The organism is Novosphingobium aquae, from assembly GCF_037572715.1.
Taxonomy (GTDB): Bacteria; Pseudomonadota; Alphaproteobacteria; order Sphingomonadales; family Sphingomonadaceae; genus Novosphingobium; species Novosphingobium aquae.
On sequence record NZ_JBBHJY010000010.1, the window covers coordinates 138613 to 164945 of the forward strand.

27 protein-coding genes and 2 pseudogenes are annotated in these 26333 nt (G+C 63.4%); 17 read left to right on the top strand and 12 right to left on the bottom strand.

The annotated features are described in order from the left end of the window. Window positions 1-40: 40 nt before the first annotated feature. The 3 genes from WG900_RS17700 to WG900_RS17710 are packed head-to-tail and all read right to left on the bottom strand — an operon-like array spanning window position 41 to window position 2576. Window positions 41-478 carry a nuclear transport factor 2 family protein gene (locus WG900_RS17700; protein ID WP_339969276.1) on the bottom strand — a complete coding sequence of 146 codons (438 nt, stop codon included), beginning with the start codon at window positions 476-478 and terminating at the stop codon, window positions 41-43. 13 nt (window positions 479-491) lie between these two features. Then, window positions 492-1439 carry an acyl-CoA dehydrogenase family protein gene (locus WG900_RS17705; RefSeq protein ID WP_339969278.1) on the bottom strand — a complete coding sequence of 316 codons (948 nt, stop codon included), beginning with the start codon at window positions 1437-1439 and terminating at the stop codon, window positions 492-494. A gap of 3 nt (window positions 1440-1442) precedes the next feature. Beyond that, entirely contained in the window at window positions 1443-2576 is a 1134-nt protein-coding gene (locus tag WG900_RS17710; protein ID WP_339969280.1) for an acyl-CoA dehydrogenase family protein, read from the bottom strand. Between the two features lie 131 nt (window positions 2577-2707). Here WG900_RS17710 and WG900_RS17715 point away from each other — a divergent pair, with 131 nt between their 5' ends. The 3 genes from WG900_RS17715 to WG900_RS17725 are packed head-to-tail and all read left to right on the top strand — an operon-like array spanning window position 2708 to window position 4899. Further along, window positions 2708-3502 (top strand): IclR family transcriptional regulator, encoded by a 795-nt coding sequence (locus tag WG900_RS17715; RefSeq protein ID WP_339969282.1) that lies wholly within the window; start codon window positions 2708-2710, stop codon window positions 3500-3502. Between the two features lie 13 nt (window positions 3503-3515). After that, window positions 3516-4364, top strand: coding sequence for an alpha/beta fold hydrolase (locus tag WG900_RS17720; RefSeq protein ID WP_339969284.1), 849 nt, complete (start codon window positions 3516-3518; stop codon window positions 4362-4364). A gap of 4 nt (window positions 4365-4368) precedes the next feature. After that, window positions 4369-4899: a nuclear transport factor 2 family protein gene (locus tag WG900_RS17725; RefSeq protein WP_339969286.1), complete on the top strand. Its 531-nt coding sequence runs from the start codon at window positions 4369-4371 to the stop codon at window positions 4897-4899. Here the strand turns inward: WG900_RS17725 and WG900_RS17730 are convergent. From WG900_RS17730 to WG900_RS17740, 3 genes and pseudogenes are all read right to left on the bottom strand, one after another. After that, window positions 4887-6245, bottom strand: a complete 1359-nt coding sequence (locus WG900_RS17730) for an MFS transporter (protein WP_339969288.1) — start codon at window positions 6243-6245, stop codon at window positions 4887-4889. The genes WG900_RS17725 and WG900_RS17730 overlap by 13 nt on opposite strands. A gap of 27 nt (window positions 6246-6272) precedes the next feature. Beyond that, window positions 6273-9041, bottom strand: a complete 2769-nt coding sequence (locus WG900_RS17735; protein WP_339969290.1) for a TonB-dependent receptor domain-containing protein — start codon at window positions 9039-9041, stop codon at window positions 6273-6275. A 330-nt stretch (window positions 9042-9371) separates the two neighbouring features. After that, window positions 9372-9994: pseudogene (locus WG900_RS17740) on the bottom strand (transposase); the annotation flags it as partial. Between the two features lie 166 nt (window positions 9995-10160). Here WG900_RS17740 and WG900_RS17745 point away from each other — a divergent pair. The 13 genes and pseudogenes from WG900_RS17745 to WG900_RS17805 form a co-directional block, all read left to right on the top strand. Next, the gene (locus WG900_RS17745; protein WP_339969292.1) at window positions 10161-11384 is read left to right on the top strand and encodes a CaiB/BaiF CoA transferase family protein; all 1224 of its coding nucleotides are present in this window, start codon (window positions 10161-10163) and stop codon (window positions 11382-11384) included. A gap of 6 nt (window positions 11385-11390) precedes the next feature. Further along, on the top strand, window positions 11391-11789 hold the full coding sequence (locus tag WG900_RS17750) for a DUF6157 family protein (protein WP_339969294.1): 399 nt from the start codon (window positions 11391-11393) through the stop codon (window positions 11787-11789). A gap of 24 nt (window positions 11790-11813) precedes the next feature. Next, on the top strand, window positions 11814-12470 hold the full coding sequence (locus WG900_RS17755; RefSeq protein WP_310534124.1) for a GntR family transcriptional regulator: 657 nt from the start codon (window positions 11814-11816) through the stop codon (window positions 12468-12470). After that, window positions 12467-13048, top strand: a complete 582-nt coding sequence (locus WG900_RS17760; protein WP_339969297.1) for a cysteine hydrolase family protein — start codon at window positions 12467-12469, stop codon at window positions 13046-13048. The genes WG900_RS17755 and WG900_RS17760 overlap by 4 nt, the downstream gene beginning before the upstream one ends. Before the next feature lie 11 nt (window positions 13049-13059). Continuing rightward, window positions 13060-13392, top strand: coding sequence for a TfoX/Sxy family protein (locus WG900_RS17765; RefSeq protein WP_339969298.1), 333 nt, complete (start codon window positions 13060-13062; stop codon window positions 13390-13392). 137 nt (window positions 13393-13529) lie between these two features. Continuing rightward, window positions 13530-14732, top strand: coding sequence for an FAS1-like dehydratase domain-containing protein (locus tag WG900_RS17770; protein WP_339969300.1), 1203 nt, complete (start codon window positions 13530-13532; stop codon window positions 14730-14732). A 20-nt stretch (window positions 14733-14752) separates the two neighbouring features. Beyond that, window positions 14753-15865: a CoA transferase gene (locus tag WG900_RS17775; RefSeq protein WP_339969302.1), complete on the top strand. Its 1113-nt coding sequence runs from the start codon at window positions 14753-14755 to the stop codon at window positions 15863-15865. Then, on the top strand, window positions 15862-16995 hold the full coding sequence (locus WG900_RS17780; protein WP_339969304.1) for a CaiB/BaiF CoA transferase family protein: 1134 nt from the start codon (window positions 15862-15864) through the stop codon (window positions 16993-16995). The genes WG900_RS17775 and WG900_RS17780 overlap by 4 nt, the downstream gene beginning before the upstream one ends. 19 nt (window positions 16996-17014) lie before the next feature. Next, window positions 17015-17893, top strand: a complete 879-nt coding sequence (locus WG900_RS17785) for an NAD(P)-dependent oxidoreductase (RefSeq protein WP_339969306.1) — start codon at window positions 17015-17017, stop codon at window positions 17891-17893. Continuing rightward, window positions 17890-18858 carry an SMP-30/gluconolactonase/LRE family protein gene (locus tag WG900_RS17790; RefSeq protein ID WP_339969307.1) on the top strand — a complete coding sequence of 323 codons (969 nt, stop codon included), beginning with the start codon at window positions 17890-17892 and terminating at the stop codon, window positions 18856-18858. Before WG900_RS17785 ends, WG900_RS17790 begins: the two co-directional genes overlap by 4 nt. Beyond that, window positions 18855-19697, top strand: a complete 843-nt coding sequence (locus tag WG900_RS17795) for an HTD2 family dehydratase (protein ID WP_339969309.1) — start codon at window positions 18855-18857, stop codon at window positions 19695-19697. The genes WG900_RS17790 and WG900_RS17795 overlap by 4 nt, the downstream gene beginning before the upstream one ends. After that, on the top strand, window positions 19694-21169 hold the full coding sequence (locus WG900_RS17800; protein ID WP_339969311.1) for an aldehyde dehydrogenase: 1476 nt from the start codon (window positions 19694-19696) through the stop codon (window positions 21167-21169). Before WG900_RS17795 ends, WG900_RS17800 begins: the two co-directional genes overlap by 4 nt. A 177-nt stretch (window positions 21170-21346) precedes the next feature. Further along, a pseudogene (locus WG900_RS17805) lies at window positions 21347-21472 on the top strand (IS110 family transposase); the annotation flags it as partial. A gap of 271 nt (window positions 21473-21743) precedes the next feature. Here WG900_RS17805 and WG900_RS17810 read toward each other — a convergent pair. The 6 genes from WG900_RS17810 to WG900_RS17835 are packed head-to-tail and all read right to left on the bottom strand — an operon-like array spanning window position 21744 to window position 25615. Beyond that, a complete protein-coding gene (locus WG900_RS17810) occupies window positions 21744-22361 on the bottom strand; it encodes a riboflavin synthase (protein ID WP_339969313.1) in 618 nt (205 codons plus the stop codon). Beyond that, window positions 22346-23335, bottom strand: a complete 990-nt coding sequence (gene ribD / locus WG900_RS17815; protein WP_339969315.1) for a bifunctional diaminohydroxyphosphoribosylaminopyrimidine deaminase/5-amino-6-(5-phosphoribosylamino)uracil reductase RibD — start codon at window positions 23333-23335, stop codon at window positions 22346-22348. The genes WG900_RS17810 and ribD overlap by 16 nt, the downstream gene beginning before the upstream one ends. After that, complete coding sequence (locus tag WG900_RS17820; protein ID WP_339969317.1) at window positions 23322-23765, bottom strand: hypothetical protein; 444 nt, start codon at window positions 23763-23765, stop codon at window positions 23322-23324. The genes ribD and WG900_RS17820 overlap by 14 nt, the downstream gene beginning before the upstream one ends. A gap of 40 nt (window positions 23766-23805) precedes the next feature. Then, complete coding sequence (locus WG900_RS17825) at window positions 23806-24531, bottom strand: M48 family metallopeptidase (protein WP_339969319.1); 726 nt, start codon at window positions 24529-24531, stop codon at window positions 23806-23808. An 8-nt stretch (window positions 24532-24539) separates the two neighbouring features. Continuing rightward, on the bottom strand, window positions 24540-24989 hold the full coding sequence (locus tag WG900_RS17830; protein WP_339969321.1) for a YcgN family cysteine cluster protein: 450 nt from the start codon (window positions 24987-24989) through the stop codon (window positions 24540-24542). Beyond that, window positions 24977-25615 carry an SCO family protein gene (locus WG900_RS17835; RefSeq protein ID WP_339969323.1) on the bottom strand — a complete coding sequence of 213 codons (639 nt, stop codon included), beginning with the start codon at window positions 25613-25615 and terminating at the stop codon, window positions 24977-24979. Before WG900_RS17835 ends, WG900_RS17830 begins: the two co-directional genes overlap by 13 nt. Before the next feature lie 139 nt (window positions 25616-25754). Between WG900_RS17835 and WG900_RS17840 the strand changes: the two genes are divergently transcribed. After that, window positions 25755-26333 carry an ankyrin repeat domain-containing protein gene (locus WG900_RS17840; protein WP_339969325.1) on the top strand — a complete coding sequence of 193 codons (579 nt, stop codon included), beginning with the start codon at window positions 25755-25757 and terminating at the stop codon, window positions 26331-26333.

The window sequence follows — 26333 nt, forward strand, 5'->3', positions numbered from 1 at the left end:
TATTGCTGCAGACCTTGCCGGTCGCAGCCTGCAAATCGATTCAGAAACGCGGAATATTGAACCAGTAGAGCACGATTGCGCTGATCAGCCCGTCGGTGAAATCGAACTGTTCCATTACCTTGCTGGCGAACTTCTCACCCGTCGAAGTGACGGTGCCGCGCGTATCGAGCTCGACCACGATCGAGTTCGGGTCTTCGGTAAAGAAGCAGCGCAGCGTGTTGAGGTATTCGGTGTGAAGTCCGGCCTGCGGGATCAGATCCCAGCAGCGCTTGAAGCCTTCGATACCCTTGTAAATGCCGCCGTAGGACAAGGCATCGGGTTCGCGCAGTTCGAAATCGGGATGGACTAGCGTGGCCATCGTGTCCCAGTCACCCCGGAACAGCGCATCGACAAAGCGCGTCTTCACATCGTTGTTATGGTGATGCTGGGGGGTGAACTCGAAAGTCCCGTTGCCCTGCGAAATCATCTCACGCGCCATCGTCTTTTTCCTCTCACATCGCCATTTCGGGAAGCGCGGCTGCCTCTGTGGCAGTCTCGGGCCAGGCAGACTGCGCCAGCCGCCGGGCCTGCGCACCCTTGCCGCCGAACTCGCCCTGCAGGACCTTCATGCGATAGGTCCACAAGTGCAGCGGCCATTCCAGCGTCAGCCCCATTGCCCCGGTGAACTGGTGGCAATCGGTAATGACCTTGCGCATCGATTCCTGCGCGTAAAGGCAAGCTGTCGCCGCGTCGCTCTCTCTCTCGCTATCGGCCGCGCGGAAGGCGAGCCAGCGGGAGGCGCGGGCAAGCTGTGCCGATTCCGCAAGCCGGTGCTGAATCGCCTGGAAGTGGCCGAGCGGCTGGCCGAATTGCTGGCGTTCGCGGACATAGGCGACCGTGCAATCGATCGCGCCGCGCATCAGTCCGGCGGCTTCGGCGGCAATGCCGATCAGCGCGCGGCGGCGGATCGTGCCTGCCAGGTCACTGCTCAACTTGCTCGCAGCATTGGGGACCCTGGCGAGCCTTCCCAAGGGGTAAGCGGCCACGCTGTCGAGCACCTCGATCTGCGCGCTCGCTACGGGAGCCTGCCAGACATCGCCATCGTGGAACAGGCAGACCGACTGTGAGACCGGCAGGTAGCGCACTGGCTGGCCGAGCGCGCTGGCCACGGCGAGCGGTCCTTCCGCGTTCGCCAGAAGCGGCGCAATCATCATGGATGAGGCCAGTTCGACACTGACCGGACAAGCCGCACCCGCTTCGACGAGCAGCGCCGCATCAAGCAGGCTGAAGCCCGGCTGCGCTGCGATCTCCATGAAACCGGCAGCGGCAATCTCCGCCTGCAGTTCGGCGCTGTAAACCGTGTAGCCGTGCAGCCCTTGCGGTGCCTGCGTCCAGGGGGCGAGCAGCCCCTCGAAAGCAGTCATCAGCATTTGCTGGTCTTCGGAAAAATCGAAATCCATCGTTCAGGTCCCGAGGCCGAGCATGTCGCGCGCGACAAGGTTGAGTTGAATTTCCGCTGCTCCCGCAGCGAGGCCGGCAGCGATGGCGCGTTTGTGGTGCGTTGCCACCATGGGGTTCGTTTCCGAGACGAACAGGTGCGGCGTCCAGTCGAGCACGAAATCCGCGACCTGCCGCTCGGCGAGCACGACAGCATAACGCGCCATCGAGGCGATGCCGGTTCCGGGCGCTGACTTGCTGCGCTGATCGACCGCTTCATAGACCAGCATCCGTGCGGCCTCGCATGAAGACATGGCGAGGGCCGCTGCCAGCCGCGCGGTTTCGGTGAACGAACCGCTCGCTTCCAGATCGGCCACCGCCGCATGGAGCGTGCGCAGCGCGAGCGCATAGCGGGGAATGCCGACCCGCTCGAAATTGAGCGAATAGCGAACCACATCCCAGCCCTTGCCCTCTGGCCCGAGACGCTCGCTTTCCAGCGCCTCGACATCGTCGAAGAAGACTTCGTGAAGGTCGCCGTCGCCAACTACGCTTTCGATCGGGCGGACGGTTATGCCGGGCCGGTCCATCGGAATCAGGAATACCGATATGTCCCGCTTTCCGGCTCCTGTGCGGGCCAGGAGGAAACAGAACTCGGCAAGGCGCGCATAGGAGGTCCAGATCTTCTGGCCATTGATCCGGTAGCGATCGCCATCGCGCTCGGCGCGGGTGCGCATGGCGGCAAGGTCGGACCCGCCCGAGGGTTCCGAGAAGCCCTGGCACCAGATCACGTCACCCTGCATCATTCGGCAAAGGTGCTGCGCCTTCTGCTCTTCGTTGCCGTAATGCAGGATGGTCGGACCGATCCAGTTGACGTTGTAATATTGCGGCCCGCGCGGCTCACCGGCCTCCCACATCACTTCGCCGATGATGAAGTGATCCCAGGCCGGCGCATCGCGGCCACCAAACTCGGGCGGCCAGTGCGAAGCGAGCAGTCCCGCTTCGGCCAGCTTCGGACAGAACTCGCGCGAGAAATCGGTCACTTCCTGCGAGCCGGGGCTTAGCGCGGCAATGTCCTGCCAGCCATCAGGCAGGTGATCGCGCAGGAACTCTACTACTTTGCCGCGCAAGGCATCCTGCTGCTCTGACCAACCAAAATCCATTCCCAAACGACTCTCACATTCTGAAACACGTAGATTCGCATTTGCTAGTGACAGATGGACATTAGACGGTATTAACGGTCAACACATACCATCGAAGAGTTTCACAATATGGCAACTATTGGAGTTTCTTCGTGAAACAAGGATTGGAAGAAGGCGCGAAGGCGGTTGGCGGGGCGCAGGCAATCCGGCGCGCGATGGACGTCATTCGCGCGGTGGCCCAGTTCCAACGCCATGGCGCGACGCTGAATAAGGTGGCCAAGGCGACTGACCTCAACCAGTCGACGGCCTTTCGCATCCTGCGCTCCCTGGTCGAGGAGCGCATGCTCTACTTCGAGGAAGGCAATCGGACTTACCATCTCGGACTTCTCGCCTTCGAGCTCGGCCTCGCAACGCAGGGGCGCTCGCAGGTGCAGGACTATTGGCGTCCGGTTGTGGAGCAGATTGCCCAGCGCACCCGGCTCACCACTTACCTCATGGCGCGTTCGGGCGATGATGCCGTCTGTCTGCTGTGCGTGCAGGGAGCTGCCATGATCCGGGCCATGCCAATGGACGTCGGCCAACGGCTGCCTTTGGGAATCGGCGCGGGCAGCATGGCGATCCTTGCCACGCTCGACGACGAGGAAAGCCGCCCCCTGATCGAAGACCAGGTCAAGCGCCGCGCCTTGTTCCCCGGGGGACGTGCGGACAGCGAGCAATTGCTGAAACGCGTGACCCAGGCACGCGCATCGGGGTTTGCCATCAGCAGCGGAACCGTGGCGTCAGGGCTTTCAGGAATCGGTGTGGCAATCGTTCCGCGACAGGGCCTGCTGCAGTTGGCGATAAGCGTCTCCGCAGTGGCCGAGTCCTTCGACCCGGCCGAAGCGCGGCAGATTGCCGGAACGATCGCAGCCGCGATCAGCGCCAGAGGCCAGGCCCGAGCGGCTTGAGGGGAGGCAAGTAATGGCACGGATCGAGATCGACGGAGTGGGGATCGAATATGACCTGCTTGGCCCCGAAGGCGCACCAGCTGTCGCCTTGACCCCTGGCGGGCGCTATTCGAAGGACGTCACCGGAGTCCCGCAACTGGCGCAGGCGCTTGCCGCTGACGGCCTGCGGGTGCTGATCTGGGATCGCCCCAATTGCGGCGCATCCGACCTGCATTTCGGCGGACCGAGCGAATCGCGCATGCAGGCGCGGTTCCTCGTGCGCCTGATCCGCTCCCTGGGGCTCGGACCGACAGCACTGGTCGGCGGCTCGGCCGGTGCTCGTATCTCGCTGTTCGCCGCCAACGAAGATCCCGAAGCAGTTTCGCGGATGATGCTCTGCTGGATCAGTGGCGGCCTTGTCTCGATGATGCGGCTGGGGTCCTACTACTGCTGCGAGCCCGCAGAAGAGGCCAGCCTCAAGGGCATGGAAACAGTCGCGGCGATGCCGATCTGGGCCGAACAGGTGCGGAGGAACCCGCGCAACCACGAGATCCTTGCACAGTTCGATCCGGCTGAGTTCATCGCTACGATGGAACGCTGGGCCAGCGGCTACATCCCCTCGCCCGACAGTCCGGTCGGCGGCCTGTCGCACGCCGATTTCGCTGCCATGACCATGCCGATCGAGGTCCTGCGCGGCAGCCCCCGCGACCTATACCACCCGGCATGGGTCTGCGAGCAGGTAGAGGCGCTCCTGCCCAATTCCCGGCTGATCGATCCGCCTTGGGACATCGACATTTTTGCTGAGCGCATGCGCGACGGCAAGGGCCTGTTCAGCGACTGGCCGCTGCTCGCGCGGCGCGTGCTCCAGTTTGTGCGGAGCTGACGCCATGGACCTGCGCCTCCAGGAAATGCTCGATCATCATGAAATCCGGCAAGTGCTCGCAACCTATTGCCATGCCTGCGACAGGGCCGACGAAATCCTGATGACAGACTGCTATTCCGGCGCTGACAGCTTCGACGACCATGGCCTCGTCCGGGCAGCCGGCCCGGAATATGCCCGTCAGATGACCGACCTCGTCCGCCTGCGAACTGACGCCGTTTCGCATATCCTTGGCCAGTCATTGATCAAGGTGAACGGCGACAAAGCCGTATCCGAAACCTTCTTCCTCGGCCTGATGCGGCTGAAACCAGACGAGGATGGCGTCAGTCGTCTGAACCAGCTTGCAGGCCGCTTCGTCGACGAGCTTGTTCGCGTTGACGGCGCATGGAAGATTCGCCGACGGACCTGCGTTCGCGATACATCGCTGACCTTGCGCGTCGAGGAAGACATGCAGGCAACCTATGGGCTCGCAGCAGGCACCCGCAATGCCTCAGACCCCGGTGCAACCTTATTAAAGCTCGCACATCACACTGGCTGACGCAGTTCCGCAGAGGGCGGCGGCAAGGCCAGGCGGATCGCAGTGGCCAGCAAGGCGAGCCCGCCCAGCGCACAGGCGATCAGCATCGGCGCTGCGCCCAACTGAGCCGCCACCATCGAGCCCAGCAGCGCAGAGCCAAGAGCCTGACCGAACATCCGGGTCGTTGCGAGCAAGCTGCTCGCACCAGCAGTGCGCGAGCGCGGCACCGAAGAAATCATCAGCCGGCCATTGGGCGAGAAGAACAGGCTGAACCCAGCCCCGCACAAGGCAACGCGCCAGGCCACGTCCATGACTTGCGGGTGGTCTGGAATGAACGCAAGGGCAACAAGTCCGGCGAGCGCGAGCATCAACCCCCACAATCCAAGCCACTGCGGGGAGAATCGATCGGACAGCATGCCGGAGCTTGGGGCTATGATGATCACGGCAAATGCGTAGGGGGTCAGCGCAGCACCAACGGCCGCAGGGCTCATCCCGGCTTCATGCAGCTCGAACGGCAGGTAGAGCAACGCGAGGGTCGAGGCGAGCACTGCGAGAAGCGCGCCGCCGACCGACAGCGCTAATGCCGGATCCTTGAGCAGGTCAATCGGCAGGACCGGACGGGCAAGCCGGGTTTCAAACCGCACGAATATTGCGCCTAGCAACAACCCGGCTGCCAGCAGGCCAAGCGCGACGGTGTGCGGCATGCCGGTGCCCATTCCCTGTAAGCCAACGATCAACGTGCCCAACGTTGCCGCGCAGAGCATGGCCCCTTTCTTGTCGAACGGCGCCGCTGACACTTCAGGATCAGGCAAGGCGCGGGCGAAGGCCAGTCCAGCCACAGCCAAAGGCAGGCCCGCTGCAAAGATCGCCCGCCAATCGAAATGGCTTAGCAGCAGCCCACAGATGCCCGGCGCCAGTGCGGCACCGAGCGACGCCATCATGGTGTTGAGACCCATCCCTCGGCCGAGCATCTGCGCGGGATAGATGAACCGCACCATTGCCAGCGACACGCTGAGCAGCGCTGAGGCGGCCAGCGCCTGAACCACGCGGATTCCGATCAGGAAGGGCAGGCCATTTGCAAAGAGCGATCCAATGGCCGCCAGCATATAAATCGAGAACCCGGCGACAAATATCCGGCGGTGGCCAAGGCGGTCGCCAGCCGCTGCCAGAGGCAATAGAGCCATGGCCAGGATCAGGTTGTATGAGGAGACCAGCAGCACCGCTTCGCCGCGTGCAATCCCAAGCGCACCCGCAATCGTTGGCAAGGCAACATTGGGGATATTCGCATCTAGGGTATAAAGTATCGACCCTGCCGAGACACAAATCGCCGCCATCAGCCGGCGACGCGGCGCAAGTCCCTCATCCATGCGCCGCGCCTAATTGCCAAACTGAAGCTAAAACTTCTTCGATACGCCGACCTGGACGAAGCGCCCGATCGTATTGCCGTTATTGTAGCCTTCCTGCGCAAAACGGCTGGCGTCAAACAGGCGCCACACCGGGGGATCCGTGTCGAAGACGTTGTCGACGTTCAGCGTGAAGCTGAGGTCCTTAAATAGGCCCTCACCCTGCGTTTCATAGCGGAAGAACAGGTTGAACACGTTGAAGCTTTCCACGCTCGTTTGCGGGACGAACGACGGCGCAGCCGGCTTGAGATCATAGCCAGCAGTGTGATTCCAGCTCAACTGCGCAAGCAGCCCTCCGGTTTCAAGCCCCAGCGAGGTCCGCGCCCGGAGCTGCGATACGCCGGGCAGCGCAGTCGCCTGATTGTGCTGACTGGTGAACGGACGAGCCGGCGACGTGCTCTGCTCGCGGCTGATTTCATAGTTTGCATTCACATCGAATAGCAAAGTTCCGAAGCCGAGTTCGCGCCGGACGTTTGCGCTGAAATCGATGCCCTGAAGTTTGAAATTGCCTTGGTTGTTCTTGGCAAGGTCAACGAATGCATAGACCGTGCAAGGTGTCGCGCTACGATGGCAGGGAGCGCCATTGAATGTCGTCGACGAAGCAACGAATGCGTCAAGGAACGCCAACGACGGGTTGAGCGTGATGACGTGCGGATAGTCTGCAAAAGCGATCGATGGCGTGGTGTTCGGCAGATCGATCAGGCCATCGATGCGGATGTTGTAATAGGTCGCGCTCAGCTTGATCCCGTCTGCGGGTGCCAGGTCTGCGCCGAAGGACCACGTCTTGGCCTTTTGCGGCTGGATGCCTGGCGCATTGCCCCGCTGGAGGTAGGTTACCGCACCTGCCGGGACAGCCGGATAGGCGCCGCTGGAAACCTGCGCCGCCGTGGGGCCAAACTGCGCTGTGGTGCGCGAGATAAAGGTGATGCCGCCTACTTGGGGTGCGTCGGCGAGGCTGGGAGCATTGAACGATTTGCCCCAGTTGCCGCGCAGGGTCAGCGCATCGATGGGCTTCCAGGTGAGGCCGATTTTCGGGTTGAAGGTATCGCCGATCTGGCCGCCGTAATCATCGTAACGACCGGCGACCGAAAGCCGCAATTCCTGGAATCCGCCCATCGCGTTGTCTGCACCGAAGATCGGCACAACCATTTCGCCAAACGCAGACTTCACGTTGCGTCCGAGATTATAGATGGGAAGGCCCGCGACTGCGGGAGCAATTGTCGTAGCTCCGATCAGCTGCGCCGCTGCACCGCCGTTCTGCGCGCCGGGCACGACATCGCCGAACTGCGCGTTGAATCCTTCATGATACCATTCGCCCCCGACAGCCAGTTTCACGCCGCCGCCAGGCAGCTTGAACAGTTCGCCATCCAGAACCGCGCGAACATTGCTCAGAGTCTGCCGGGTCTTGCCGAAGGTTTCGAAATTCCGGATGATTGCCACTGCTGCCGGATCGCTCGAATTCGGAGCATAGGGGTTGAACAGCCCGGCATTGATCGCATTGGTCAGCGCCGTGTTGTTGAAATGGCCAGTGTGGCTCTCGGTGTCGCTTTCGCTGTAGCTGCCAAGCAGCTTGAGCTGCCAGTTTTCGCCAAGCTTGTAAGTGAAGGTCGGCGTGAAGCCCCATGTGTTCAGTTTGATGCGCTGGTCGGTCGCTGTGGTGCCGCCGAACGAATAGGTCACGGCGTGCGAAGTTTCTGCGCCAATCCTGTTGGCGGCAAAGAAAGGACTCGCCGTTGTGCGGGTGGTCGATCCCGGATGGAACTCACCCAGCCCGACGCCAGTGTTGCGATTTGTGAAGAATGCCTTGATGTCCACGGTCAGAGCGTCGCTCAGATCCTGTGTGAATCCGGCCAGCAGCGAATGCCGCTCCTGGCTGGGATAAAACACCGCCGCGTCACTGATGTCACAGGTGGTTGGCGTGGCGGCGCGGCTGGGCAAGCCATAATTGGTGGTAACTCCCGACACCGTAATCTGGATATTGCCGGGATTGCAGTTGAGAGGCAGCAGGCCGTTGGCCGCGATCGGGAATGACTGCACAAAATCGCGATCGATACCTCGGATATTGTCGTTCTTGACGAAAGAGTAGGACAGGTAAATGCCACCCGACCCCCAATCTTTGCCCACGATGCCATCGGCGGTGTATTGCGTGTAACTGTCGGCAAATCCGACTTTGCCGCCAAGCTGAATGCCGTCGAATTTCTTGCGGGTCGTGAAATTGAGCACACCGGCAACGGCATCGGAGCCATAGACGGCAGAGCCTCCATCGGGAACGACTTCAAGGCGCTCGATGGCGCTGGAGGGAATAACATCGGGGTCGGGAGAGGCCGAGGTGATCCCCATGCCGACCATGCGGTGGCCGTCCATCAAAACCAGCGTTGAAGACCCGCCTGCCGTGTTGACGCCTGGTAGATTGCGCAAGTTCGGGCGATTGATCGTCACGCTGTTGCCGAATCCGGTGGGGAACTGAAGGGCGCCGAACGCGCCCATTTGCGGTATGGTCTGCAGCAATTGGTTTGTCGTGGCAGCGCCAGTCAGCTGCACGTCTTCGGCCGAAACGCCAATGACGTTTGAACCCGTCGGCGCGACGCCACGGATCAGCGTTCCGGTCACGACGATGGTCTTATCCTGCTCCTCCGCGCCGTTTGCATCAGCCTCGTCGGCGATTGCAACTTGGGAGGTCAATAGCAGCGCAGTGCCGAGAATTGTTGAATTCAGCGCCTTGCGCCGGACGACGCTTGAATAAGCCTTCGAAGTGGCCATCCCATATCTCCCCAATAGCTGTTCTTGAGCGTCGCAATCCACGCTGGGCGACAGCGAACATGGGGCAGGGATTAGATCAAGTACGCTTCGGAAATTATGTCATATGGTGAAATTATCGCGTCGAAAGTGGCCTAATTATGAGCTGTATTTCGTAGTATCCCGTCATATGCTTCATTAATGGTGATACTTTTATCATATTGTGAAAACTCGGAAACAGAGACCGCCGGATTGAATGAGGTGTTCCCCGTCAGCACCAATGGCACATCTTTGAGGTTGTGATTTAATGAGCTTTAGGCCTTCGTCGTAGTGACGAAGGACCGAAGATGCACAGCGGCCTTCCCTCAGCTTCGCCTTCACCCGCCGCTTGGGCGCTTTCTTGCGCAGCCCATGGCCCATCTCCTTGTAAAGCGGGTAAATCCGCTTGCTGTTGATTTCCCAGCCTTCGCGTCGACGCAGAACATGGATACCGCGATAGCCGTACCGAACCCGTGTCTCCGCGATCTCCTTGATCCGTTGTTTGAGGTCGGCCTGATCGGTGCCCTTGCCACGGTGGTGGTAGCTGGATCGTTCCGACCAAAGCACGCTGCAAGCCCTGCGTATGGGGACCTGCCATGTGCTGCGTACGTCATCGACCAGTTGCCGCCGCCGATCAGGCCTTAGAGCGTTGGCCGCGCTTCGCTTGGCCGCCTTCGGCTCCGCGAGACGACATCCTGCAACATCGCCTTGTCCAGGCCGAGGTCTGCCACCAGTCGTTTGAGCTTCGCGTTCTCGTCTTCAAGCTGGCGCAGCCGCCGCATCTCCGACGGCATCAAGTCGGCGTATTTCTTGCGCCAGTTGTAGAACGTGGCCTCGCTGATCCCTGCCTTGCGGCACACCTCGCCCACCGACGTTCCATCGTCGACCTGCTTGAGCACGAAGGCTATCTGCGCCTCGCTGAACTTCGATCTCTTCATCACACACTCCGTATCCTGGCCCTCCAATCATAACTGGAATCTTCCAGCTCCAAACGGTCCAGGATCCCGGGTGCAGGTCAGGCGGCCAACACCACGCCATGCTTTTCGAGAACTTCACTTTATAAGAATGCTTGAGCAGATAATGCATTATCACTAAGATCGACACATGACCTACAAGCCTCTCAGCGGAAAACGTGTCATTGAGCTTGGCACCATGATCGCGGCGCCGTTTGCCACGCACATCCTCAGCCAGCTTGGCGCCGAGGTGATCAAGGTCGAGCCGCCGAGCGGGGATACCACGCGTGCGCTTGTGCGCGGCGGGCCGAGCGGGACGATCGTTGCCTACAGCCATTCCAAGCAGGCGATCTGCCTCGACCTGACGACCGAGGGCGGCAAGCAGGTGTTCCGCAAGCTGGTCGCCAGCGCCGATGTCGTGATCCACAACCTCGCGCCGTCCGCCGCACGCAAGCTGGCGGTCACAGCGGACGATTGCATGGCGGTAAACCCCGGCATCGTCCACGTCCACATCAAGGGCTACACCCACGGTCCGCAAGCAGATGACCTGATGACCAACCCCATTGCCGAAGCGGCGACCGGGGCGATGGACGATCACCGCGTCGATGGCCGTCCGACACGCTTCGGACCGAGCTACCATGACCAGTTCGCCGGCACCTATGCGGTTATCCGCGTGCTTGCCGCCATGATGGATCCCCATGTCAGCGAGGAGGCCCGCCGCATCGAGATCGGGCTCTACGAAACCGGCCTCCACCTCGCCGCGCGCGATCTTGCGGGAATGCAGCTCAAGACGCAGCTGCTCGGCCGGCTGGAGAAAGAAGGCGGCGGCGAGTTTTCGATGCCCGGTTATGGCTCCTACCTGACGAGTGATGGGCGCTGGCTCTACCTTCTGGTGCTCACCGACGCGCACTGGGCCAAGCTGACCCGGGCGCTCGACATGCCCGAGGACGGCGCCCCCGAATTCGCCAGGCTGCGCGACCGCAAGAAGGCGCGCGACGTGGTCGAGGAAGCGGTGCGCCTTTCGGTGTCAAAGCTGACTTTCGCCGAGGCCGAAGCGCGGCTCAAGGCTGCCGGGCTGGGCCATAACGAGGTGATGCCGCTCGAACGCGTGCTTGAAGTTCCGCAGGCGCGCGAACCCGGCAAGCTGCGCGAAGTCGGCTTCCGCGGTCTGCACTTTGAAGTCCCTGAATTCGCCGGCATTCCCGGACCGGTCGAACCCGGCCTGCCGCCGCCAGAACTGGGCGAACATACCCAGGCGTTGCTCGCCGAACTCGGCTATTCTGCTGCCGAAGCCGAAGCCCTGCTTGCCTCGGGCGCGGCGCGCGGCCATCACGAAGGCGACTTCGCCTGGGCACCGGTGCGCGACAAGAATTGAGGGACGATGACGACGGACTATTTCTCGACATTCATCACCGCTTCGCCTGACTCCACGGCCGCCCAAGGTGTGCCGCCGGCAAAGCCCGAGACGATCGCGGGGCTGCAATATGTCCTGCTGTCGCAGCACCCCTATGCCCGCACGAGCGACGAGTTGCTGTTCGACGTTCATTGCCAGCGCAGCGGGATCGGTGGCGCTGCGAAAGGCGCGGCACGCGAGTCCTTTCTCGCCAAGTCCAAGGCCTGCCTGCGGGCATCGCCGCTGGTCAAGCAACACGGCTGGGGCCTGCACTTTGACAAGGATGGCAAAGTGGCGCTCTACGGCGTGGAAAGCGCCGAATATCGCCATTTCTTGCAGTGCGACGACATTAAGGTCATCCCCGGAATGCGCAGCAACCGGGCCTGACGGCGCGCAAGGAGCAAGCACGCGATGCAGTTCAAGACCAAGGAAGAACAGGTCGCCGATTTCCTGCGCGAAGGGATTATTTCCGGTCGTTTTGCGCGCGGTGCACGGCTCAAGCAGCAGGAAATCGCGACCCTGCTCAACACCTCGATCACCCCGGTGCGCGAGGCGCTGAAGCTGCTTGAGGCCGAAGGCTATGTCGCTGGCGACAGCTTCAAGGGCGCGGTTGTCGCACCCTTCGATATCGAGGCGTCGAGCGAGGTTCTGAGCCTTCGCATCCTGCTGGAAACGCAGCTGGTAAAGGGCGCGGTGGAGCGGGCGAAGGGCGCCGACATTGCCGAACTGAAAGTCATGGCCGAGGAATTCGCCGCCGCTTTTGACGCGGGTGACAACGAGACCGCGCGCGCCGCCAATTACCGCTTCCACCACCGCCTGTTCGAAGTGGCCGCCATGCCCCAGACCCTGCATTTCGTGCAGATTCTGTGGGCGCGCTATCCCTTTGACCTGATCAACCGCCTGTCCGGCCGGGTCAGCCGCGCCGCGCAGGAACATGACGACATGCTGGCCGCGATCATCGCCGGCGATACCGCCGCCGCCATGCTCGCCACGCGCCAGCATATCGAGGCGGGGTTTGTCGAACTCAGGGATTCGCTGAAAGCCGACGTGTCAAAGGTGGGAAAATGAAAAAGACCCTGTTCCTCGTCATGGACATGATGAACGATCTTGTCGCCGAAGACGGCTTCAGCAAGGCCACATACGCTGTGCAGGTGAAGCAGCGCGGCGTGCTGGAAAACACCGCCACCGCCATCGCCTGTGCCCGGGCTGCCGGCGCGCAGGTGGGCTTTGTTCGTGTCGGGTTTTCCGCCGATTACCGCGAATGTCCGCCCGCCTCGCCGATCTTCTCCGGCGCTCGGACCAACGGCATTTTCCAGCTTGGCACCTGGGGGACTGAGGTCCATCCCGCACTCGCGCCGCAGTCTCAGGACTTCGACGTGGTCAAGCACCGGGTCAGCCCGTTCTACGCCACCTCGCTAGAAGCGATCCTGCGCGCCAATGGCATCCAGCGCATTGTCATGTGCGGAGTTTCAACCAACGGCGTCGTCCACTCGGGCGCGCGCGAAGCTCACGACCGGGACTACGAAGTGGTGATCCTTGAGGACTGCTGCGCGGGCGTGACGGCGGATGAGCACATGCACGCGATTGCCTGCCTCGCTCGCTATGCTTCGATCGTGAACAGCCGCGAATTACTCTGGTCCAGCTGACAGGAAAACACATGTCCACACAGGCAGGCACGGTCGCTTTTATCGTTGAACAGATGGCCGCTGCAGGATCGGTTTCCGCTCGTCCCATGTTCGGCGAATATGGCGTCTATTGCGATGGCAAGATCGTCGCCTTGATCTGTGATGACCAGTTGTTCGTCAAGCCAACCAACGCGGGCCGGGTTTTCATTGGCACGCCCGAGGAGGCTCCGCCCTATCCGGGCGCGAAGCCCAGCTTTCTGATTTCGGCGGATGGTCTGGAAGATGCCGATTGGCTGGCGGAACTGATCCGCCTGTCGGCAGATGAATTGCCGATGCCGAAACCCAAGAAGCCAAGGGCGAAATAGGGCCCTCATTTGCAACGCCACTGCAACGCAGACGCAAGGCGGCCGCAACGTTCACGCGACCCGCCATCGCCCACGCGGCTTGACCCGCGTCAGGATAATGCATTATCCATTATTCAACAGAACAAGGAACCCATCACATGAGCACCAGTGACAACGATGTCGGCGGCGCGCCGGCAGAGGGCAAGATTACCCCGGAGGCGATCAAGGCGGCTGAAAACATGATCGGCATGCAGCTGCGCCCCGAAGGCCCCTATCTGCAGGACGCCACGGCGGACACGATGCGCAACTGGTGCAACGGCATTGGCGATCTCAATCCACTCTACCGCGATGAAGAGCATGGCCGCCTGTCGCGCTATGGCTCGATCGTGGCCCACCCGAACTTCCCGATGGCCTTCGGCTGGATCGGCCGCACCCGCTGGGGCCTGCCGGGCGTTCACGGCTTCTATGCCGGCAATGACTGGGAATTCTTCCGCCACGTCCGCCCTGGCGACCGCATCACGGCAATCGAGCGCGTGGTTGGCATCGACGTCAAGGAATCGAAGTTCTCGGGCACGCTGGTCATGCAGTATGTTGAAGCAACCTTCGCCAACCAGTTCGGTGATGTCGTTGCCAAGGCGCTTGGCACCTGCACCCGCCACGAACGCAAGGCGGCGCGCGATGCCGGCAAGTATGACGACATCAAGACCCACGAATATTCGGCCGAGGATTTCGCCAAGATCGACAACGCGATCCTGATGGAAGAAAAGAACATGCGCGGCACCAACGTTCGCTATTGGGACGAAGTGCAGGAAGGCGAGGAACTGCCCGAAATCGTGCGCGGTCCGCTCAGCCTGATGGACACCATGGGCTTCCTCGTCGCATCGGGGCGCGGCCACACCCACGGGGTGATCTTCAAAAACGCGGTCAAGCACCCCGGCCACTTCTTCCGCAATCCGGAAGCGGGCGGCGGCATCGAATATACCGGCATCGGCCACCACCGCGAATCGACCGCCAAGGAAGTGGGCGTTCCCGGAGTCTACGATTACGGCCCGCAGCGCTCGTCGTGGATGGCCAGCCTGGTCACCAACTGGATGGGCGATGCCGGCTTCCTCAAACGCGTCCGTACCCAGATGCGCGGCTTCAACATCATGGGCGATTGCACCTGGGCCCGCGGCAAGGTGACGCGCAAGTACATCAAGGACGGCAACGCGCTGGTCGATATCGAGATCCGGGGCGAAAACCAGCGCGGCGAACTGACCACGCCGGGCCTGGCCACGGTCCTGCTGCCCAGCCTCAATCCGCAGCACAACGTGTTCTTCGATGGCCGCAATTGCGACCTTGAACTGCCGGTGGTGCGCTGAGCCGAAGCGGAGCCGAAGGCATGTCCCTCGCTCCCCTCGCAGGCATCAAGGTCGTCGTCCACGCGTCCGGCGTGGCGGCGGCCTATGCCGCGCGGCAGCTGGCGACCTTGGGGGCTGCCTGCGTGCTGGCGGAAGGGGGGGAGGGTTCACCCTTGCGGCGTGAAGCGCCTTTCCTGCCCGGCACGCAAATTTCTGCGGCCTTCGCTTCGCTTTGCGCCGGGATGAGCGCCGAGACGCACGACCTCGCCTCACCAGATGGCCGCGCAAAATTCGGCGCTTTGCTCGCCCGAAGCGACATCTTCATCGATGACACGCCGGTGGCAGACCGCGCAGCGCTGGGCCTCGACGAGCAAACGATCGCCAGCCAGCACGCGGACCTTATCCACGTGTCGGTCCTGCCCTACGGAGCCTTCGGCGCAAAGGCCGGTTGGAAGGGCGAGGAGATCAACGTCCTCCACGCCTCGGGCGAAGGCTATCTCCTGCCCAACGGCCTCACCACCGAGCTGTTTCCCGGCCGCCCGCCGGTCAAGATCTACGGCCACTTCACCGAGATGCAGGGCGGCACGGCGGCTGCGCTGGGCGCGCTCTCGGCGCTTTGGGCGCGGCCGGAGCTGGGCGGGCAATTTGTCGATATTTCGTGTCAGGATGCGGGCCTTGCGGTTGGCGCATTCGCCATACAGCGGCTGGGCGACGGGCAGGTCGAAGACCGCTACGAACGCAGCTTCCGCTTTGGCGGGGTGATAGAATGCGCGGATGGCTTCGTCGAATTGCTGACGCTCGAGCAGCGCCAGTGGACGGGGCTGGTCGAACTGCTCGGCAATCCCGAATGGGCGCAGGACCCGGACTTGGCGGACAGCGCCGGGCGCAGCCGACGGGGGGCGGAAATCAACCGCCATATCCGGGCGTGGTTTCTTGAGCGCCGCGTCGATGAAGTCGTCGCGGCGGGGCAGAAGCTGTCGGTGCCATTGGCGCGCTATTACACGCCTGACGAAGTACTTGCCGATGCCCATGAGGCGCATCGCGGGCTGTTCCAGACGGTCGCCGTGCCGGACGCAGGCGAGCTGCCGGTGATCGTTTCGCCTTATCACTTTGACGGCGCGCCGCTGGTGCTGGCCGGAGGGCCGCCAGCGTGAAACCCCTCGCCGCAATCCGCGTGGCCGATTTCACCGTGCACAACGCCGGGCCTTTTGCCACGCACCTGCTCAGCCAGCTTGGCGCGGAGATTATCAAGATCGAAAGCGCCATGCGCCCCGATGCCTTCCGCAAGCCGCACCCGGTCTATGGCCGCGAGGGGCCGGCTACCTTCGATCAGGTCTCCGCGACCAAGCTGTCGGTAAGGATCAATCTGAAGAAGCCGGAAGGCGTGGCCCTGGCCAAGCGGCTCGTCGCAGTGTCGGATGTCGCGGCGGAGAGTTTTCGCGCCGGCGTGCTGGCGCGGCTGGGGCTGGGGTACGAGGCGCTAAAGGCGGTAAAGCCCGATATTGTGCTGCTTTCGGTATCCTCCTGCGGACAGGACGGGCCGGATTCGCACTTCGCCGGCTATGCCCCGCTGTTTGGCGCATGGGGCGGCTTGTCCGACCTCACCGGGTTTGCCGACGGCCCGCCGGTCGAGATGCGCCACGTGATGGACCACACCTGCGGAATGCACGCTGCCGTTGCGCTGATGGCCGCGCTCCACCGCCGCCGTGCGACAGGGGAAGGCGCTCATGTCGACGTCGCCGCCCGAGAGGTTGCCTCGATGCTCTGCGGCGAGGCGTTGCTGCTCAGTGCTGCTGGGGGCGAGCCCCGGCGCATGGGCAACGCAGCCGAAGGGCTCGGACCGCACGGGGTCTTCGCTTGCATGGGCGAGGAGCGCTGGCTCTCGATAGCCGTGCGCAGCGATGCCGAACTGACAAAGCTTGAGGACATCGTCGGCGGCCTGTCGGACGAAGCGATCACCGCTTGGACCTGCACCCGCGATGCAAACGAGGCGGCGGCGATCCTGCAGGCCGCTGGCATCGCTGCCCATGCCAGCTGGACCACGCCCGAAATCGCTGCCGATCCGCACCTCCGCGCGCGCCGGGCGATTGTCGAGGTGAACGAGCCGGGCGGCAGCACCCGCGCCGCAGTCGGCGTCCCGATGCGCTTGTCGAAGGGGCCGGAAGTGGGCATCCATCGCGGAACGCCACAGCTCGGTGAGGATGAGGATTACGTTTACGGCGAACTGCTCGGGATCGGGCGGAATGAACGCTGCGCGCTGGAAGATGCGGAAGTGATTTATTAGTCCGCAAGAGAGGAAGGCCATGAACAGTAAGTCCCCCGCCGCCTTCATCGGCCTGGGCGCCATGGGATCGGGCATGTGTGCCAACGTGGTCCGCAAGCATGGCGGGCGCGTGGAGGTGTTCGACCTCAACCCCGAGGCGGTCATGGCGCAGGTGGCGCATGGCGCATCGGCAGCCGGTTCGGTCGGCGCAGCGGTGCATGAGGCGGAGGTTATCTTCCTTTCGCTTCCCGGCGGGCGGCAGGTGGCGGCGGTCTGCGAGGAGATCGCCAGTAACGCCCAGCCCGGTGCGGTGGTCATCGACCTCTCGACGACAGCGGTTGCCGATGCCCGCGCCGTGGCTGCGCGGCTGGCCCAGAGCGACATCGCCTTTGCCGATGCTCCCGTCGCCCGCGCGCGGCAGGCGGCGGTTGACGGCACGCTTTCCATCATGGTCGGCGCGGACGATGCGCTGTTCGCGCGCATCCAGCCGCTACTCGCCTATATGGCCAGCGACGTGACCCATTGCGGCGATGTCGGCTGCGGGCAGGTGGTCAAGCTCATCAACAACACCCTGCTGTTTGAACAGGTCGCCGCGCTCGCCGAAATGATGGTCGTGGCCGAGCGTGCGGGCGTGACCAATGACAAGCTGATCGAGGCGGTGGGCCTCGGCTCGGGCAATTCCTTCGCGCTGCAGAACCACGGACGCAAGGCGATGGCCCCGCGCGCCTTTCCGGAAAAGGCCTTTCCGATGGACTACGTGCTGAAAGACATGGGCTATACTATCGAACTGGCCGGCGAGATGGGTGTCGAGCCGCGCATGGCGAACCGTGCGGCCGAGTATTACAAGGCGGCGATCGATGCCGGGATCGGGCCGAAGTACTTTCCGGCGATCATAGAGCTTGTGGAGGGGAAGGCGTGAAGCACCTGACGCTTGACGACCGCGTGGTCACCGATGGCCTGATCTTCCCCGAAGGCCCGATCGCCATGGCCGACGGATCGGTGCTGGTGGTCGAGATCAAGGGCGGTCGGCTGATCCGCGTCCAGCCCGATGGCCGTAAGGACGTTGTGGCCGAACTCGGCGGCGGGCCGAACGGCGCGGCGATTGGCCCGGACGGGGCCTGCTACGTCTGCCAGAACGGCGGCTTCCACTGGCTGAAGGAAGACATCTTCGGCGTGAAGGGATACGACCGCCCCCACGGCCGCGCACACGATTACAGCGGCGGTTCGATCCAGCGGGTCGATCTGGCCACGGGCGAGGTCACCACGCTTTACACCCACTGCGATGGCAAGCCGATCAATGGTCCCAACGACATCATCTTCGACGCGCAGGGCGACATGTGGTTCACCGATCACGGCAAGACCTATGACGGGGTGATGGATCAGGGCGTGATCTATCACGCGGCTATTGATGGGTCGCGCATCCGGCAGGCCGTGTTCCCGATGCTCACGCCCAACGGCGTCGGCCTCTCGGCGGACGAAGGCACGCTGTATGCTTCGGAGACCGAGACCGGGCGACTGTGGCAATGGCCGATCACCGGGCGGGGCGAGGTGGGCAAGCTGGCTTGGCCATCACCCAACGGCGGAACGATGATCGGGCAGGCGAGCGGCTATCAGCGGTTCGATTCGATGGCAGTCGAGGAATGCGGCAACATCTGCGTCGGCACGCTCGTCACCGGCGGCATCACCGTGTTCTCGCCCACGGGTGAGAAGCTCGAATACTGGCAGGGGCCGGAGCCCTATTGCACCAACATCGCCTTTGGCGGGCCGGACATGCGCACCGCCTATATCACCGTTTCCGGCCACGGCCTGCTGATCGCGGTGGACTGGCCGCGACCCGGCTTGCCCCTGCTGCACCAACGCAAACCCAAGGAACCTGCACAGTGAGCGAATTCAACGATTGGATCGGCCGCAGCCAGACCTCCACCGACGTGCTGGAACCGGCGCGCAGCAATGCCTTGCGCGTGGCGATGGGCGACAAGGGCAACCTGCAGGTGGGCGATGCCCTGCCGCTGCTCCACCACTGGCTCTACTTCTGGGACGTGAAACCCCCGGCCGAACTGGGCAGCGATGGCCATCCGGCTAAGGGCGGGTTCCTCCCCCCGGTGCCGCTGCCGCGCCGGATGTGGGCGGGGGGACGGCTGAAGTTCCTCGCCCCGCTCCGCCTTGGCGACCGCGTGACCAAGATCTCGACCATCACCTCGGTGACCGAAAAGACCGGCCGCAGCGGCACGCTCGTCTTCGTCACCGTGCGCCATGACCTTAGCACCGATGCCGGGCTCGCGGTCAGCGAGGAACAGGACCTTGTCTACCGCGATCCCGCTTCGGCAATGCTCCCCGCACCTGTTGCCGCACCCGCGCCCGCTGCGGCATGGGCTGAAACGGTCGAGCCCGATCCGGTCCTGCTGTTCCGCTATTCGGCGCTGACCATGAACGGGCACCGCATCCATTACGATCGCCCCTATGCGATCGACGAGGAAAGCTATCCCGCGCTCGTCGTCCACGGACCTTTGCAGGCGACCCTGTTGATCGACATTGCCAGCAGGAACCTCTGCGCGCCGGTCACCAGCTTTTCCTTTCGCGGACAAGTCCCTGCCTTCTCGGGCGCGCCGCTGCACGTTTGCGGCAATCCCGGCGAGGACGGCGCGGAGGTCTGGACGCAGCAGGGCGGCGAGAAGAACATGGTGGCGAGTGTCGGCACCGCGGCTCTAGATGACGCGGCATGATGCAGACCTATCAGCTGTTCATCGACGGCAAGTGGCGCCCCGCCGCTGGCGGCGAGACCTTGCCTGCGGTCAATCCGTACAATCAGGAGGTTCACGCCCGGATCAGCGTTGCGGCTTGCAGTGACGTAGCCGATGCCGTTGAAGCGGCGCGGCGAGCGGCACCTGCTTGGGGCCGGACGCTGCCGGGTGCGCGGGCCAGCTTGCTGAACCGGCTGGCCGACCTGATCGAGGGTGATGCCGACCGGCTCGCGCTGCTGGAAACGACCGACAACGGCAAGGTCATCCGCGAGACGAGCAACCAGATGGGCTATGCCGCCCGCCTGTTCCGCTATTACGCCAGCTGGGCCGACAAGGTCACGGGCGATGTCGTGCCTCTTGATGTCGCCGATACGGCAGGGCTTGTCGTCCATGAGCCGTTCGGCGTGGTGGCCTGCATCACGGCGTGGAATTCGCCCGTCGCCATCCTGTGCAACACGATGCCCGCCGCGCTGGCGGCGGGCAATTGCGTGATCGCCAAGCCGAGCGAACATGCCTCGGTCACCACGCTGGAAATCGCTCGGCTGGCCGAGAAGGCGGGCTTTCCCGCGGGCGTGTTCCAAGTGGTCACCGGCGCAGGCGACACCGGCGCAGCTCTGACTTCGGACCCGCGGGTCGACAAGATCAGTTTCACCGGCAGCCCCGGCATTGGCCGCGCCATCGCGGCGGCAGGGGCGGCGAACCTCAAGCCGGTCTGCCTTGAGCTGGGCGGAAAATCGCCCAACATCGTGTTCGACGATTGCGATTTCGACCGGGCGCTGATCGGCGCGCTGGCGGGGATTTTCGGCGCGACCGGGCAGACCTGCATCGCCGGGTCGCGCCTGCTGGTCCAGCGCGGCATCTATGACCGCATGGTCGAAGGCCTTGCCGCGCGCGCCGGGCAGATCGTCATGGGTGATCCGCGGCTGGCCGCGACCGAGATGGGGACGGCGGCCAACGAACCGCAGTTCAACAAGATCCTGTCCTTCATCGATGCCGCCAGAAGCGATGGTGCGCGCCTTGTCACCGGCGGCGCGCGAGCCGATGGTCCGGGTCTGGAAAAGGGCTTCTTCGTCCAGCCGACGATCTTTGCCGACGTGCGCAACGACATGATGGTCGCGCGCGAGGAAGTGTTCGGCCCGGTCCTGTCGATTATCCCCTTCGCTGACGAGGAAGAGGCGGTGAGCATCGCCAACGATACCGCCTATGGCCTTGCCTCGGGCGTGTGGTCGAAGAATATCGATCGTTGCATGCGGATGATGCGCGCGGTGAGATCGGGCGTGGTCTGGGTCAACACCTACCGGCAGGCGGCACCGCAGGTTCCCTTCGGCGGCATGAAGGATTCGGGCTATGGCCGGGTGCGCGGGGCTGCCGGAATCATGGAATGGCTGCAGACCAAGACCGTTTTCATCGACTATTCCGGCGACCGGCGGGACCCGTTCTCGATGAAGTTCTGACGGCGGTCTGTGAGAGCAAGCGAGCTGGCTGGAGCGACAAGCTTCTAGCAAGTCAGTGTCACTTTTAGGGCCCCCCTTGGGGAGTGCCCCCTCCGACTTCAGATCCCATGAGGAGTAGATAGCGACCTGCGCCGTTGCAGAGTGGGTTCGCTAGAAAACTCTCTGTGGAGGCCAATTATGCTCTTGCCGACTGATCAATCCGAGGCACTTGCCGCTATACGCGTCGATCTTGGCGCGATCTTCGTTTCTTTGGAACTGAGTAAGTCGACCTGGCTGATAACGTCGCTCGCGCCGGGCTATGGGCTACAGCAAGGGTTGTCACACATAGAGTAATCGCGCGGTTGGTGTGAGAGCATAGAGCTCGACGGTTAGATTTGGACTTGATCCGCAGATCACCATACCGGCTAGCGGCTTCTGAAAATGCCGCGTTCAAAGGCCTTACACAAGACCGCACTCGATCACATGCACATTCAATCTGAAACCTCTTGCATCACGGGCGGCAACCACAAAAGTCATTCAGACCGCGAAACAGGGGAGGGCGCTTCTGGAAACCGGGGCGCCCTTTTCGTTGCACCTATCCGCGCAGCGACTGCATTCGCTTGAGATAGCGTGCCAGCACGTCGATCTCGAGGTTGACCTTACTGCCTGCTTCCATCGCGCCAAGCGTCGTCACGTCGCCGGTGTGCGGGATGATATTGAGGTTGAAATGGCAGGTGCCATCGGCCTGATCCGCAACTTCGTTGACTGTCAGTGAAACTCCGTCGACCGTGATCGAGCCCTTGGGCGCGAGGTACGGTGCCAGCTCTGCCGGCGCCGAAATCCCGATCTTGCGCGAATCGCCAGCGGGGCAAATGCCGACCACTTCGCCAACGCCGTCGACATGGCCGGTGACGATGTGACCACCCAGTTCATCACCCAGCTTGAGCGCGGGTTCAAGGTTGAGCGCCGTACCCTCGGTCCAGCGCCCAGGGACGGTGCGCGATACGGTCTCGCCCGAAATGTCGACCGCGAACCACGCATCGCCGGCGCTGCCGCCGCGCTCGACCACGGTCAGGCAGGTGCCCGAACAGGCGATCGATGCGCCGATGGCGATCGTTGCAGGATCGAAGGGGCAAGCGATCACGGCGCGGATATCGCCGCCGCCTTTCACTTCGCTGATGGTGCCGATGGCGGTGACTATTCCGGTGAACATGGGATGGCCTCGTAAACGTCGAGTGTGTCGCTGCCAAGCGGGCGGCTGTCGATGTGCTGCCACGCCGCGCTGCCGGCCAATATGGGTGCGGTCAGTTCAGGCAGGCGCGGGACATCGCCGGGGATGGTGATCGGCGCGCGGTAGAGCAGCAGGCGGTCGACCAGACCGGCCGCGAGGAAGGCGCGCGCGGTCTGCGCGCCACCTTCGACCATCAGGTACTGGGCGGGTAGAATGGCGCTGATTTCGTTTGGCGAAGCGATGGACTTCCACCCGGCAGGAGGCTCGCCGTGGGTTAGAAGCCAGCGTTCGGGCGAGCGGTCCTCGATGCCTGCAAGCCGCACGTCGAGCCGGGGATTGTCCGCCCGAAGGGTCCCGCCGCCGACCAGGATGGCGTCCATTCTTGACCGCATGGCATGGACGTGGGCGCGGGCGATTTCGCCGGTGAGCCACTGGCTTTCACCGGGTGGCCGGGCCAAAGCGCCGTCCTGCGACAGCGCGAGCTTGAGCGTCACGTGCGGCCGGCCCAGTCGCCGTACCGAGAGGTAACCGGCAAGGCTCGCTTCGCAGGCCCTGTTCCGCAACAGATCAACGGCAATTCCCGCCTCTTCGATCCGGGGTAGCCCCTGTCCGGCAGTGCGCGGGTCGGGATCGAGGCAGCCGACGACTACGCGGGCCAGCCCGGATGTCGCGACGAGATCGGCGCAGGCCCGGCCGCGCGGGCTGGTGTGGGCGCAGGGTTCGAGCGTGACGTAGAGTGTGGCACCGCGCGCAAGCTCTCCGGCCTGTTCGAGCGCCACCGCCTCGGCATGAGGGCGGCCGCCAATCCGGGTCCAGCCGCGCCCGACAACCATGCCACCGCGCACCACAATCGCTCCGACAGAAGGGTTGGGGCGCGACAGCGGCACCCCGCGCGCCGCCAGCCGCGCCGCAGCTTCAAGCCAGCGGCGGTCTGCAGAAGGATCAGCGGGAGGCAACCGGCGCCTGCTGCTTGCGCGCCGCTTCCGCCGCTTTTGCCGCCTCGGCTTCCTTGGCCTCGCGCTCGATCTTCTTCACGTCCATGCCCGAAATCTCGCCGAGCTTGCGGTAGATCGCCTTGCTCTCTTCGGCGATTTCCCTTTCGCGCGCCTCGACCTTGTCCTTGAGCTTCTGGTTCTTTTCGATAAACGCCTTGGTCTCTTCAGGCGTGCGATCGAGCGGGAACGAGTTGATATAGGTGATCTGCGGCTTGGCTGGCGGCACGCGCCACGAATCCTTGGTCAATGCCCAGAACAACGTGGCGGTGACCGCCATTGCGGCGATCGTGATGCGCCAGCGGTTCTTGCCGGCCTGGCGGAACACCTCGCGAAAGTCGGCAATCGCCCCGCGCGGGTTGATATGCTGCATATAGGATCGGCGGAGTTTCATCGTCTGAACCTAGGCATTGTTGACCGCCAAGACCAGAGCCTCAGCCGAAATGCGCATAGAGCGAACGCCCTTCGCGCTTCAGCCAGCGGTCGGCGTCGTGCAGATTGTCCTCGAACAGCGCGCGCAAAGCCGAGTGAAACTGGGGCGAATGGTCGAAGTGCTCCAGATGCGCGACCTCGTGTGCGACCACCGAACGGCGCACGGCATCGGGCGCCATGATCAGCCGCCAGTTGATGCGGATCACACCGGTAGTCGAACAGCTACCCCAGCGGCGCTGCGCGCTCGACAGGCCGAGATCGGGCACCGAGCGACCAGCGCGGGCGCAGTAATAATCGAGGTCGTCCCGCAGTTTGGTTAGCGCTTCGCCGCGCAGCCAGCGTTCGAGCCGGGAGGCCAGGCTGTCCGCCGGTCCGCCGAGCAGGAACGCGCCTTCTTCCAGTCGCACCCGGCGGGGCTGCGCGGGATCGTGGCGGACGGCGTGGGGCAGTCCGCGAAACGGAATCATCGTGCCATCGGCAATCGACCGGGCCGGCACGACCCTTTCCAGCTGGCGTTCCAGCCATGGCGCACCCTGCCGGGCAAAGGCCAGCGCCTCGCGGGTCGGGGTCCAGCGCGGGATCGTTACCTGCACGGCCTTGCCATCAGGCGCTAGGCGCAGGGTGAGGCGCTTTGCAAGGGCATTGCGACGAACCTGCACCGGCAGCAGAACCCCGCCGACCTCGATCGTCGGGTCCTGCCGTGGATCGGAGCGCAGCCAGTCAAGCATGACGGGCCCTAGTCGTCATAGGCTTCATCCCAGACGATGTGGTTTTCGATCGGGCCGGCGAGGTCCTCATGCAGCAACTTTCCCCGCACACCGACGCCGGCACGGTGGACGGCTTCGCGGTCGCCAGAGAGCAGGTAGTGCCATTCGGGCAGCGGCTTGCCATCGGCGCGCCGGCGATAGGCGCAGGTGGCGGGCAGCCAGTTGAGCGATCCGGCGAGCGCCGGTGTCAGTTGCACGCAGTCGGGCACGTATTTCCGCCGGTTGCGGTAATCCTTGCACTGCGCCGTCTTGAGGTCGAGCAGGCGGCAGCCGACGTTGGTCGGCCAGACGCGGCCGGTGTCCTCGTCCTCCACCTTGTGCCGGCAACACTGGCCGCAGCCGTCGCACAGCGCTTCCCATTCCTCACGGGTCAGCGCTTCGATCGGCATGTCGATAAAGCCGGGCCTCAACGTACCCACTGCTGCATTTCCGCTGCGACTGCGGCCGGACCGTCCTTCAGGCCGCGATCGATCGGCAGGACGGCAATCGGCTTGCCATCGGGATCGAACAGGTTGGCCCCCCGGCTGTGATCCATCAGGTAGCCGCCGGGAACGCTTTCACCCTTGGCGTGATAGACGGCAAAGGCCTTGGCCGCGGCATTGATATCCGCGCGGCTGCCGGTCAGGCCGATAACCGCTGGCTTGAACGCCGCGCCAAATTCACCGACGCGGGTCTTGTCGTCGCGTTCGGGATCGATGGTGATGAAAATCGGCTGGATCTTCGCGGCGAGCGCTGGGTTCTTCTCGGCATATTTCTGCAAGCCCTGCGACAGCACGGTCATGTCCATCGGGCAGGCATCCGGGCAATAGGTGTAGCCGAAATAGACCACCCGCCACTTGCCCTTGAAATCGGTCCACCGCACGGTCTTGCCAGCGGAGTCCGTCAGGGCAAAATCGCCGCCGATCCGCGCACCGGCCAATGGCGCGGTGGAAAGGTCGGGCTGGGCAGGGGCATTGCCCCCGCTGCCGCATGCCGAAAGCGCGAGCGTCAGGGCCAAAAGGAAAGGGCGGGCGAACATCGGGCGATGGGATGCATTGTTGCTCATGGCGCGGCGGTTCATGCTCTGCTAAAGCCCGGCGCGCAAGACAGCGATGGCGGGCAGTTCCCCGCAGGAGACGAAAAACGTGCGAAACAGGGTGATGGGTCTGGCACTTGCGCTGGTAATGGTACCGGCCGCAGGATTGATGACGGCGGGCACCGCGCAGGCGCAGGTCTCGCAGGGGCACAAATTCCTTGAGGCCGTTCGCAAGAAAGACCTTGAAGCCGCAAAGACCATGCTCAGCTCCTCGGGTGCGAAAAGCACGCCGGGCAACATCATCGTCAACGCGCGCGACATTACCACTGGCGATGCGGCGCTGCACGTCGTCATCAAGCGGCGCGACATGGGCTGGCTGCGCTATCTGATCAGCAACCTGGCCGATGTGAACATCCGCAACAATCAGGGCACCACCCCGCTGTGGCTTTCGGTCAACACCAGCTTCACCGATGGTGCGCTGGAACTGATCGCGCGCGGTGCGAAGGTCAACGATCCCGGTCCGGCAGGCGAAACGCCGCTGATCGCCGCCGTTCATCAGAAGAACCTTGAACTCGCCCGCGCGCTGATCACCGCCGGGGCCGATGCCAACAAGGCGGACAATTCGGGACGCACCGCGGTCGATTACGCCCAGCTCTCGATCAAGGGCACGGTGCTCGGCAACGAGATCGAGGCAGCGGGCAAGGCCGCGAAGGCGAAAAAGACGAAAACCTACGGTCCCTCGCTGTAA

Excerpts from the sequence above, each read along its gene's own strand:
- WG900_RS17700 (WP_339969276.1), bottom strand. The coding sequence starts at position 478 with ATGGCGCGTGAGATGATTTCGCAGGGCAACGGGACTTTCGAGTTCACC.
- WG900_RS17705 (WP_339969278.1), bottom strand. The coding sequence starts at position 1,439 with ATGGATTTCGATTTTTCCGAAGACCAGCAAATGCTGATGACTGCTTTC.
- WG900_RS17710 (WP_339969280.1), bottom strand. The coding sequence starts at position 2,576 with ATGGATTTTGGTTGGTCAGAGCAGCAGGATGCCTTGCGCGGCAAAGTA.
- WG900_RS17720 (WP_339969284.1), top strand. The coding sequence starts at position 3,516 with ATGGCACGGATCGAGATCGACGGAGTGGGGATCGAATATGACCTGCTT.
- WG900_RS17725 (WP_339969286.1), top strand. The coding sequence starts at position 4,369 with ATGGACCTGCGCCTCCAGGAAATGCTCGATCATCATGAAATCCGGCAA.
- WG900_RS17730 (WP_339969288.1), bottom strand. The coding sequence starts at position 6,245 with ATGGATGAGGGACTTGCGCCGCGTCGCCGGCTGATGGCGGCGATTTGT.
- WG900_RS17735 (WP_339969290.1), bottom strand. The coding sequence starts at position 9,041 with ATGGCCACTTCGAAGGCTTATTCAAGCGTCGTCCGGCGCAAGGCGCTG.
- WG900_RS17745 (WP_339969292.1), top strand. The coding sequence starts at position 10,161 with ATGACCTACAAGCCTCTCAGCGGAAAACGTGTCATTGAGCTTGGCACC.
- WG900_RS17750 (WP_339969294.1), top strand. The coding sequence starts at position 11,391 with ATGACGACGGACTATTTCTCGACATTCATCACCGCTTCGCCTGACTCC.
- WG900_RS17755 (WP_310534124.1), top strand. The coding sequence starts at position 11,814 with ATGCAGTTCAAGACCAAGGAAGAACAGGTCGCCGATTTCCTGCGCGAA.
- WG900_RS17760 (WP_339969297.1), top strand. The coding sequence starts at position 12,467 with ATGAAAAAGACCCTGTTCCTCGTCATGGACATGATGAACGATCTTGTC.
- WG900_RS17765 (WP_339969298.1), top strand. The coding sequence starts at position 13,060 with ATGTCCACACAGGCAGGCACGGTCGCTTTTATCGTTGAACAGATGGCC.
- WG900_RS17770 (WP_339969300.1), top strand. The coding sequence starts at position 13,530 with ATGAGCACCAGTGACAACGATGTCGGCGGCGCGCCGGCAGAGGGCAAG.
- WG900_RS17775 (WP_339969302.1), top strand. The coding sequence starts at position 14,753 with ATGTCCCTCGCTCCCCTCGCAGGCATCAAGGTCGTCGTCCACGCGTCC.
- WG900_RS17785 (WP_339969306.1), top strand. The coding sequence starts at position 17,015 with ATGAACAGTAAGTCCCCCGCCGCCTTCATCGGCCTGGGCGCCATGGGA.
- WG900_RS17800 (WP_339969311.1), top strand. The coding sequence starts at position 19,694 with ATGATGCAGACCTATCAGCTGTTCATCGACGGCAAGTGGCGCCCCGCC.
- WG900_RS17810 (WP_339969313.1), bottom strand. The coding sequence starts at position 22,361 with ATGTTCACCGGAATAGTCACCGCCATCGGCACCATCAGCGAAGTGAAA.
- WG900_RS17820 (WP_339969317.1), bottom strand. The coding sequence starts at position 23,765 with ATGAAACTCCGCCGATCCTATATGCAGCATATCAACCCGCGCGGGGCG.
- WG900_RS17825 (WP_339969319.1), bottom strand. The coding sequence starts at position 24,531 with ATGCTTGACTGGCTGCGCTCCGATCCACGGCAGGACCCGACGATCGAG.
- WG900_RS17835 (WP_339969323.1), bottom strand. The coding sequence starts at position 25,615 with ATGAGCAACAATGCATCCCATCGCCCGATGTTCGCCCGCCCTTTCCTT.
- WG900_RS17840 (WP_339969325.1), top strand. The coding sequence starts at position 25,755 with ATGACGGCGGGCACCGCGCAGGCGCAGGTCTCGCAGGGGCACAAATTC.